Genomic DNA, 10,145 nt, shown 5'->3' with positions numbered 1-10,145 from the left:
GCGAAATCTTAGCTATAAATTAAGTTTTGCTCAATCTTGGATTGAGCAATTTATTCCCTGGATTCTTATAGAGACTTAAGCAATTAACTATAAGCATTTCTTCCGGCGCGTCAAGGCGAAAGCCAAAAAACCGGGTTATCCGCAGTTCAAGAAAAAGGATGTTAACGATTCTTTTGCGCTGCGCGAACCGACCAAGTTTGCTGTGACGGGTCGTCAATTGCGCATCGAGCGGCTCAAAACGCGAATTGCGATGCGCCAACCGCTGCGCTTCACTGGCCAGACCAAACAGGCCACCATCAGCAAGCAGGCCGGTCGCTTCTACGTGTCAATCTTGGTCGAAACTGAGGACTACAACCCACACACGCCGGATCAACCCTCAGTCGGTGTGGATTTCGGGATCAAGCATCTCGCCACCCTCAGCACCGGAGCGGTCATCCCCGCCAATCAACAACTCAAAAAGCATCTTAAGCGTTTGAAGCGCCGACAACGCAACCTGTCGCGCAAACAACAAGGCAGCCGACGCCGAGCGAAAGCCAAGCTCCGCGTCACCCGACTGCATCAGCGGATCAAGAACCAGCGTCAGGCAGTGCTCCACGAACTGTCCGATCACCTGACCCGTACCTATCAGGTCATCACGATTGAAGACCTGAATGTCACTGGAATGACGAAGAACCGCCGACTCGCCCGCGCCATCGCTGATGCCGGCTTGGGTGAATTATGGCGGCAGATCGAATACAAGGCCCAATGGCGCGGCGTGACTATCATCATCGCGGATCGGTGGTTTCCATCGTCTAAGACCTGTCACGCCTGCGGTCAGATCCACGACATGCCACAGTCACAGCGCACGCTGGTCTGTGACTGCGGACACGTCATGGATCGCGACCTCAACGCCGCTAAAAACCTTGATCAGTATGGTCGCGACGCGCTCAGGCGAGACCTTAAACGCACGGAAGAGTCAGGTAAGACGGGTTCGCCCGCACTGGCGTTGACGACGTGAACAGATTTATTCAGCTTCATGCAAGTTTGGGTAGGTTTTTATGAGCGGCAGCATCAATCCGCCGCATAACACCGATTGCTAGACCCGCTGCATAACGAGGATGTGTGCTCAGTTCAGCGGATAGCGTGTATGCGATCACAAGCTTGTGATCGACACGCGAGGCGCTGTGCCGCGTTACGCTATTTCCGTCAACACAACACCGGCACGGCTGGTTCTACATCATCTATTGGAGTGATCTATGTCGATTGAAAAAGCCGTGAGCCTCGGATTGTTTGGTAACGAACTGTCCAAGCAGATCGCCGGATCGAATGAAGTGAGTGCCGAGCGCACGGCGGTGGCGGTCGGCGCGGGTGCCGTGACGGGCGCTGTGGCCGGCGGTGCCCTGATTATGGCAGGTGCAGTTGCTGCGCCCGTCACGATCCCGTTGGCAATCGGCAGCGCCGTTGTTGCTGGCATTGCGAGTCTGTTCGACTAACCCAGTCACTTCAACGGAGCACCACCATGTCTGAACACACCACCCCGCGCCGCATCCTGCTGGCTGTCACTGGCCTGACCCCGCAGATCGTCACCGAAACGCTGTATGCGCTGGCGTGTCGCGCTGACAATCCCTGGATTCCGCACGAAATCCACCTCATCACCACCACGACCGGAGCCAACAACGCCCGCCTCAATCTGCTGGCGGGTGAACACTGGTTCCATCGGCTGTGTGCGGACTACGAACTGCCGCCGATCACCTTCACCTCCGAGCAGATCCATGTGCTCCAGAATGCCGAGGGCCAGCCGCTCGACGACATCCGCACCCAAGCCGACAACACCCAAGCGGCAGACTGCATCACCGAGACGCTACGCGCACTGACCGCAGACCCTAACAGCGAACTACATGTCTCCATCGCTGGCGGGCGCAAGACGATGGGCTATTACTTAGGTTATGCGCTCTCGCTTTACGGGCGTCCGCAAGATCGGCTATCGCATGTGCTGGTCTCTGACCCCTATGAGACTAACCGCAATTTCTACTATCCGACGCCCTACGAGCATCCGATTCACAGCCCACGCGGTGATAAGGAAGTCACGGTTGATGCTCGCCATGCCCTGATCGATCTGGCGGATATTCCCTTCGTGCTGCTACGCGACGGCCTACCAGAGCGACTGCGCACCGGACAGACGAGCTTTACCCGCGCTGTCGCCACGGCGAATCGTGGCCTTCAAGAACCGCATTTGGTGCTGGATGTGAAAGCCCAGCGCGTGTGGGCCGATGACGAAGAGATTATGTTGAGCAAAACGGAATTTCTTATTCTGCTGTGGCTGGCCGAACGCGCTGGGCGTGGGGAGCGCACGACCGACTGGTCAAAGCCGGAGGTAGCACAGGAGTTTTTGTCCGATGTCGCCGTCCGGATCTTCAATCCCGATGGGGCCGATTATCAGCGCCTCGAAGAGTCCTTAGGCTGGCGGATCGCCAAAGCGCATGAACCCAACGAATACTTCCAACCCCACAAGAGCAATATCAACAAAGCCTTTGCCCTCACGCTAGGTAAACGCTCGGCGGAACGCTATCTAATTGGGCGTGGCAAGGACAATGCCTTTCCGCTGGTTTCAGAGCAGATTGAGATCGTCGGCGTTTGAAGCATATTTGATTCAAGGATTGACGCATGACCACTTATTTTGTCTCCCGCCATCCCGGAGCCAGTAACTGGGCCGCTGAGGAGGGCGTCACGGTCGATGCCGTCATTCTGCATTTGGATCCGGCGCTCGTTCAGGAGGGCGATCTCGTCATCGGTTCGCTGCCGGTGAATCTGGCCGCCGAGGTCTGCGCACGCGGCGGGCGCTATCTGAATCTGTCGCTGGATCTACCGCCGGAACTGCGCGGGCGGGAATTGACCGCCGAACAGATGCGTGTATGTGGGGCGCGGATCGAGGAGTACCGCATCACGTGCGTTGAACCGACGGACGCCGCTGCAAGCTTGTGACGTCCGCCTGAGACGAGGGAATGCGGTTCCATAGGCGCACCGAATCCATCGGCTCTGGGTAGTGCCCAAAATTATTTACCTAGAAGCACAGGCTGCAAACAAATGCGTATACGGGCAAAATCTATTCTTGATTTGCTCATAGCAGAAGATGCTATAAATAATGAATTTGATATCCAGACACCCCCCTGCTTTATAAAGCGTATCGAGTTTCCGGAAGATGAAAAAACGAAATTACGCGATCCGTTCTTTTTTGTAGCGATTTGAGTGCTGAATACAATCGTTTCTTTAATTCGCTTTTATTTTTAATTGACTGCCGCCCGAGACGTTTATCTTTGATTTCTTCCCAGACATGCTCATCTGGATTCCGTTCGGGACTATATGCAGGCAAAAAATGAATCCGTATTTTGTGGCGGTTACTCGCAACAAATTTTCGCACTGCTTTTGATGTATGAAAGGTTGCGCGATCAGCAATCATAATCAATGGGCGCTGACGGCCTTTTAGGATTTGCTTCAAAAATTCAATATATGCTTTTGAATTGATCTTTTTGTCGGTGACACGATAATTCAATACTCCTTTTGCCGTGACAACCGATAAGATATTGAATCGACCACGTCCACCTGTAACGGGTACTTCCGGTGTTTCGCCGCAGGTGCCCCAAGTTTTTCCAGAATGCTCGCGTAGATCAACGGCTGCCTCATCTTCAAAGCCAATGTCCGCGCCGATCACATTTGCAAAGCGTTGAATTTTAGGGAATGCTACATTCAGAAATTGTTCGACCTCATCGACATCCTGTTCTTTTGGAATATAACTTGGCTTTTGATAAGTCAAATTCATCTCGCGCACATGATGATTGACAGTTTCGCTTGCCACGCGAATCCCATAGCGACGCGAAAGCAGTTCAGCTAAAATTTGGCACGTCCAAAGATGCGTGTGGTATCCGAAATCTGTCGGCGTCAATCCGAGAATAATCTCTTTTAGCCACACATCCATTTTTTCGGTGATTATTCGTTGAGCCCCCGGCGCTTTTTTGGTTGCTAATCCATCGTATCCCAGTGCGTCAAAACGATTCAGCCAATCATAAATGCAACTGCGACTGAAGCCCATCATCTTGACCACATCCTCGGGGCTGTAACCAAATTCTCTCACAGCACGCACAGCCATCTTTCGAAGATAACTCATCACTTCATCAGGAATTAAGCGGGCATCTGACAACCAATCGGTTTTCATCACAACCCCCAAGTCAAGTAGGTTGATTCACTCTTCTATGAGACAAATAAAAACCGATTTTGTTCATAAAATGTCTGGCTAATAAATGCAGGCGCTATACCAACCTACGATAAAGGCATCCGCCCGCGGTGGCGTCGCGGTGAACACCAACCCCGTGAGAAGCTTGGAAAAAGTTAGAACGCTGCGGCAGTCCGCCAAGTCCATGAGTCACCACAAAACCCTACAGCGCACGCCCTCGCGAACGGTACCGTAACGCAAGGCTCGATCAGGTGAAGCGAATGACGAACAACAACAGTGAAATCTGCGGCGCACGGACGCGAGCTAGTACACATTGCGAGCAGCCTTGTCCGCGATCCCATCACAACCCGAAACAAGGCCAAACGCTGCTAAAAAGTTACCCCCAGCGTTACCCTGAGATCATCTAGGCAAAGAAAAAGGGTTTAGCTTTTCGGCTAAACCCTTGTTTTATATGGTGCGCCCTGTGCGACTCGAACGCACGACCACCTGATTAAAAGTCAGATGCTCTACCGACTGAGCTAAGGGCGCTTAAAGCAGAGCATTATACTCGACTCAGTTCGCGTTCTGCAAGACAAATTGCAACACCGCCTTACTGCCAAAATACGCCAAAATCAGAATCACAAAACCGCCCAGCGTCCAGACAATCGCCGTGCGCCCGCGCCAGCCCTTGCGGAAGCGCCCAATCAGCAACCCGCCGAACACCAGCCACGCCAGCACCGAGAGCACGGTTTTGTGCACCAGATGCTGCGCGAACATATTTTCTAAAAACGCAAACCCACTGAGCAGCGCCAGCGTGAGCAGCACGAAACCAGCAAAAATCATCTCAAACAGCAGACTTTCCATTGTTTGCAGTGGCGGCAGGGTGCGCACAAAGCCAGTCGGATGCCGGTTGCGCAAATGATGATCCTGAATCGCCAACAGCATCGCCTGCACCGCCGCCAGCGTGAGCAGACTATAGGCCAGCATCGACAGCAGCACATGCAGCTTGAGCGCCGTGCCAGCCGATTCGCGCATAAAACCGACATCAGCCATGTGCGCTTCCAAAATCAAACTCATCGCCGCCGCTGGGAGCAGAATCAACCCCAGATTATCGACGGGCTTGGTTAAGCTGGAGATCAGCAGCAGCGCCACAATCGTCCACGAGGTCAGCGCCAGTGCGTGATAAAAACCGAGATTGATGCCGGCATGACTAAAAATGCCGTCCCAAAGCAGCCAGCTATGTAGCACGAGGCCGCCAAAACCGACCGCAATCGCCAAAACACGCGGCGGAATCCAGCCCGTCTTGCGGAACAGACGAATGCCAATAAAAGCGGCCGAGGCCAGGTAGCAGAGCGTGGCAAGGTAGGCAATGAGGATTTGGGTCATGGTGCGTTCTTGAAGCTCGAATGACGGTGGCTGGAAGTCGTCCCTAGTCGTATCGGGCGATGATGACCGTGCATTATACTCATAAAGTTCCGTCGTAAACCGATGGCAACATAGGCCGTCGCTTTCTCCTATTCATGTTCGCTCCGGGTGTTTGTTACGCGCCGGATGCCCAGATCGAGGTTCGCTCATGTTCCAAACGCTCCAAGATCGCTTCGAGACGGTTCTGACCAATCTGCGCGGTCAGGGTCGTCTGAGCGAAGACAATATTAAGGATACCTTGCGCACCGTGCGCATGGCGCTGCTGGAAGCGGATGTGGCGCTGCCGGTAGTGCGCCAGTTTATTGAGGATATCCGCGAACAGGCGCTCGGCGAGGCGGTGACCAAGAGTCTGACGCCCGGACAGGTGCTGATTAAGATCGTCAATGATGAGCTGGTCAAGCTCATGGGCGCGGCCAATGAACGGCTCGATTTGGCCGCCCAGCCGCCGGCAGTGATTTTGATGGCCGGTCTGCAAGGCTCCGGTAAAACCACCAGCGTTGCCAAGCTTGCCCGCTGGTTGCAGGACAAACAGAAAAAATCGGTGCTGGTAGTCAGTTGTGACGTGTACCGACCGGCAGCCATTGAGCAGTTGCACACCGTAGCTGCTGAGGTCGGGGCTGAGTTCTGCCCCAGTCAGAGCGATGAAGATCCGCTCCAGATCGCACAACGGGCGCTCGACACCGCCCGCAAGCGGTTCAAAGATGTGCTGATCGTCGATACCGCAGGTCGGCTGCACGTCGATGCCGAGATGATGGACGAGATCCAGCGCATTCACGCGGCGATCAAGCCGGTGGAAACGCTGTTTGTCGTCGATGCGATGACGGGTCAGGATGCGGCCAACACCGCCAAAGCCTTCGACGCGGCTTTACCACTGACCGGCGTGATTCTCACCAAAACCGACGGCGATGCGCGGGGCGGCGCGGCGCTCTCGATCCGCCAGATCACCGGCAAGCCGATCAAGTTTCTCGGCACTGGCGAGCGCACCACTGCGCTCGAACCCTTTTATCCCGAGCGTGTGGCCTCGCGCATTCTCGGCATGGGCGATGTGGTGTCGTTGGTTGAAGAGGTGCAGGCCAAAGTTGACAAGGAACAGGCCGAAAAGCTGGTTAAAAAGCTCAAAAAAGGCAAGGATTTTGATTTAGCTGATTTCAAAGAGCAATTAGACCAGATGAATAAAATGGGGGGCATGATGAGCTTGATGGAAAAGCTCCCCGGCATGAATCAAATTCCTGAGCATGTTAAAAACAAAGCCAGTGATAAAGAAATGGGCAAGCTGGTGGCGATCATCAATTCAATGACGCCGCATGAGCGCCAATTTCCGGCCATTATTAAAGGCTCGCGCAAACGGCGGATTGCGGCGGGTTCCGGCACCCAGGTGCAAGATGTCAATCAATTGCTCAAACAATTTATGCAGATGCAAAAAATGATGAAAAAGATGAAAGGCGGCGGTATGGCAAAGATGATGCGCTCGCTGCAAGGTCGGCTACCACCGGGGATGTTGCCGCCGGGCGGTGGTTTTCCTCCAGGTGGTGGGTTGCCGCTGTGATCCGTGAGGACATCGGTATGTTTGTGCGTGATCGCCAAGCAATAACACCGCTCCAGCTCAGGCTGCTTATCCTGCTGTGTTTGTTCAGTGCGCCGCTGTTGGCGACGCCCTGGGGCGAAGTGAAACAGCCTTCAGCCGGTGCGCCTGAAGTGATCGGCGGTGCGGCGAATGGCTGCATCAGCGGCGCGGAGACGCTGCCCGAAACCGGCGCGGGCTATGTCAGCATCCGGCGTTATCGCAATCGTTATTACGGTCATCCCGATCTGCTGGCGTTTATTCAGGAGATGGGACGGGCGCAACAGCGACGCAGTACGCAGTTGCTGATGCTCGGCGATCTCAGTCAACCACGCGGCGGTTTGATGTCATCCTCACATCGCAGTCATCAGAATGGACTGGATGTCGATATTTGGTTCACGCTCGCCAATTCGCCGAGCGCGGCCCGGCAGTTGATGGATAACCGCTCCGATCCGCCGAGCATGGTCGCAGCGGGCGGGCGCACGGTCAGTGAGCATTGGGGACAAGCACAGTTTGAGTTGATCGCAGCGGCGGCACAGCATCCGCGTGTGGATCGCATCTTTGTCAATGCTGCGATTAAACAGGAACTGTGTCAGAGCGCGGACGGGGATCGGAGTTGGTTGCGCAAGGTGCGCCCGTGGTGGGGCCATGATGCGCATTTTCATGTGCGGCTGGCCTGTCCTGATGATAGCCCGAGTTGTGAGCTGCAAAAGCCGGTACCGCCGGGCGATGGCTGTGGCGCGGATTTGGCGTGGTGGCTGAGTGATGAAGTGTTGAGCGGTCAGGCCAAAAAGGGCACGGGTAAACCGCAGCGCCCTGCAACACCGAAGATGCCAGCGGCCTGTCGAGCGGTGTTGACGAGTCCGTGAGGGGGCGTGGGGAGCTGGAGCTGTCAGCGTTTAGCTTCCAGCCGCCAGCAGGTGCATCGGCGTGGCGGCTGGTGTCGTACAGGCGGGTTAGATGGTTCGGTTAGGCGGCGTGTTGTGCCAGATCTTTCGGCATAATGCGCCGCGATTCGGCCATCAGCACTTCGGCGAATTGGTCGCGCCCGGGACAGGGCGGAATCGCCTCAATCGCGCCTGTGACCAGACCGCGTAGCCGCGCAATCGCGCCATCAATGCCCAATTCACCGGCAGCACTCGGGCGATTGAGTACGGCATCCCGTCCGACCGGTTTGCCGACTTCTTGCGCACTCGCCGCCACATCGCGCAGATCGTCCGCGACCTGATAGGCCTCGCCGATCTTGTCACCGACAATGCTCCAAGCATCGGCATCTGCACCGGCCACCAGTGCGCCGGCGGCCGTCGCCGCTGTGAACAGCGAACCAGTTTTTGCGCGATGATAGGATTCAACCGTTACTTGCGGCTCACACTCCCACGCTTGACCCGCCGTGATGCCGTTCGGCATTCCAACTGAACGGCTGATGGTCAGCAGCAGCGGGGCGAGTCGAGCGGGCGTGTCAGCCAGATGCCGCGCCAGATGCTCAAAAGCCAGAATAATCAGTGCATCACCCGCCAGCACCGCCAGCGGTTCGCCGAAAGCGCGATGCACCGAGGGCACGCCGCGCCGCAGCGGTGAATCGTCGAAACAGGGCAGATCGTCATGCACCAGCGAGGCGCAGTGCAGCAGTTCAATGGCGACGCCCGCCGCATCTGCCGCCGCATAATCGGTGCTGCCACAGGCCGCTGCGACCGCTAGACACAGCCGTGGCCGCACCCGTGCTCCGCCCGGAAATACGGCGTGCCGCACGGCTTCGGCTAAACGCGGTGGACAGCCGGAGACGGCCACGGCGTCTAGGGCAGCGGCAAGTGCCTGCTCGATTCTTGGTGTGGCGTCCATCAATGATCCCCCGGCAAACCTGTAGCTCAAATAATCAAAATTGTAAAGCTGAGTTGACACCCAGATGTGTCATGTACAATAGACAGACGCACGCGACACGTCAACGTCCGCTCACTGGGTCAGCCGTCAGCCGCGAGCGCGTGGAATACGGAACGGCAACAGCCGCTGCACCCAGGGTGCGCTAAAACGGTCGAGACAGACGCTCTCGTGCATCGCTGTGACCGGCTCGCCGAGCAGATGAGTTTTTAACACCGAGCGCGTATAAAACGGCGTGTCTTCGAGCGTTTCGGCAACACTTGCCCCCTGATGCAGATCAGCGCGGGTACCGCGCCGCATCAGCCAGCCAGTTTTTGGCAGGGTTACATGCGGCGGGGCATCGAAATATTCTGCTTCGCCATTGGAATTAAACCGCAAACCAAGCGGTGGGCGCTGGCCTTCGCGCTGGGTCACATCATAAAGAATCGCCGCACCGCCATCCTTGAGCATCGCCCGCGACCATTCCCAACGCTGAAACGCTTTTTCGAGCGGCTCAATGCCCCAGTTGGAATCCAGATAACCACTGCCCGACCAGCGCAATGCCGGACGCTCAAATGCCACTTCGACATGCGCACGCGGGGCAATCGGTGCCCAGTAATGGCGTCCGCCCTGATCGAGCTGATAGGGCTGACCGGCGAGCGTCTGCGGATAGACGCGCACCGTACCGCGCAACCGCGACGGCAGCGGCACCGTGATTTCTTCAATCTGGATCGTCAGGCAGTTGCCATCCCAAGTCAGCGAACTCGGGCCGATTTCTAAGCGTGTCGCATCGCGGCGCAAGGCCGACCGCCCGCGCTCGGTCATGCACCAGCGTTTGTGAACGCCATAGAGCGCGACATTGAGTGAATTATGTTCCAGCGGATCGCTGTTGCCACGCCGCCGAGCTTTGGCGTAATACGGCGAAAAACAGCTTCCAAGTTGCGCAATTAGCGTAATCCCGTGTTGACCGTCGTCGCTGAGGGCATCGACATACCACCACAGATAACCTTCAGGCATGACCGCTGCATCAAAGCACGGCCCGACACCGGGCGCACAGGCGCGAATATTGACCGTATCAGACGCGGGCGGCGCGTCCTGCTGAACAGATGAAGCGTGCAT

10 protein-coding genes and 1 tRNA gene are annotated in these 10,145 nt (G+C 56.2%); 6 read left to right on the top strand and 5 right to left on the bottom strand.

Annotated features, from left to right (window positions below):
* The first annotated feature begins 82 nt into the window (after positions 1-82).
* From BLW10_RS10145 to csx16, 4 genes are all read left to right on the top strand, one after another.
* Positions 83-997 carry an RNA-guided endonuclease InsQ/TnpB family protein gene (locus tag BLW10_RS10145; RefSeq protein WP_245709322.1) on the top strand — a complete coding sequence of 305 codons (915 nt, stop codon included), beginning with the start codon at positions 83-85 and terminating at the stop codon, positions 995-997.
* A gap of 238 nt (positions 998-1,235) precedes the next feature.
* On the top strand, positions 1,236-1,472 hold the full coding sequence (locus tag BLW10_RS10140; RefSeq protein WP_091334425.1) for a hypothetical protein: 237 nt from the start codon (positions 1,236-1,238) through the stop codon (positions 1,470-1,472).
* A gap of 26 nt (positions 1,473-1,498) precedes the next feature.
* Positions 1,499-2,617: a CRISPR-associated ring nuclease Csm6 gene (gene csm6, locus BLW10_RS10135; RefSeq protein ID WP_091334424.1), complete on the top strand. Its 1,119-nt coding sequence runs from the start codon at positions 1,499-1,501 to the stop codon at positions 2,615-2,617.
* A 26-nt stretch (positions 2,618-2,643) separates the two neighbouring features.
* Positions 2,644-2,961: a CRISPR-associated protein Csx16 gene (gene csx16, locus BLW10_RS10130; RefSeq protein ID WP_091334423.1), complete on the top strand. Its 318-nt coding sequence runs from the start codon at positions 2,644-2,646 to the stop codon at positions 2,959-2,961.
* 190 nt (positions 2,962-3,151) lie between these two features.
* Here csx16 and BLW10_RS10125 read toward each other — a convergent pair whose 3' ends face one another.
* The 3 genes from BLW10_RS10125 to BLW10_RS10115 form a co-directional block, all read right to left on the bottom strand.
* Positions 3,152-4,189, bottom strand: coding sequence for an IS630 family transposase (locus tag BLW10_RS10125; protein WP_091334422.1), 1,038 nt, complete (start codon positions 4,187-4,189; stop codon positions 3,152-3,154).
* Positions 4,190-4,659: 470 nt separating this feature from the next.
* A tRNA-Lys gene (locus tag BLW10_RS10120) sits at positions 4,660-4,735 on the bottom strand.
* 24 nt (positions 4,736-4,759) lie between these two features.
* On the bottom strand, positions 4,760-5,572 hold the full coding sequence (locus tag BLW10_RS10115) for a cytochrome C assembly family protein (RefSeq protein ID WP_091334421.1): 813 nt from the start codon (positions 5,570-5,572) through the stop codon (positions 4,760-4,762).
* Between the two features lie 187 nt (positions 5,573-5,759).
* Between BLW10_RS10115 and ffh the strand changes: the two genes are divergently transcribed.
* Positions 5,760-7,157: a signal recognition particle protein gene (gene ffh / locus BLW10_RS10110; RefSeq protein WP_091334420.1), complete on the top strand. Its 1,398-nt coding sequence runs from the start codon at positions 5,760-5,762 to the stop codon at positions 7,155-7,157.
* A gap of 17 nt (positions 7,158-7,174) precedes the next feature.
* The gene (gene mepA, locus BLW10_RS10105; RefSeq protein WP_091334419.1) at positions 7,175-8,041 is read left to right on the top strand and encodes a penicillin-insensitive murein endopeptidase; all 867 of its coding nucleotides are present in this window, start codon (positions 7,175-7,177) and stop codon (positions 8,039-8,041) included.
* Between the two features lie 100 nt (positions 8,042-8,141).
* Here mepA and BLW10_RS10100 read toward each other — a convergent pair whose 3' ends face one another.
* Positions 8,142-9,011: a polyprenyl synthetase family protein gene (locus tag BLW10_RS10100; protein ID WP_091334417.1), complete on the bottom strand. Its 870-nt coding sequence runs from the start codon at positions 9,009-9,011 to the stop codon at positions 8,142-8,144.
* A 126-nt stretch (positions 9,012-9,137) separates the two neighbouring features.
* Positions 9,138-10,145 (bottom strand): carotenoid 1,2-hydratase, encoded by a 1,008-nt coding sequence (locus BLW10_RS10095; protein WP_245709318.1) that lies wholly within the window; start codon positions 10,143-10,145, stop codon positions 9,138-9,140.

The organism is Allochromatium warmingii (genome assembly GCF_900107145.1).
Lineage (GTDB): Bacteria > Pseudomonadota > Gammaproteobacteria > Chromatiales > Chromatiaceae > Thermochromatium > Thermochromatium warmingii.
This window is presented reverse-complemented; position numbering and strand designations above follow the sequence as displayed.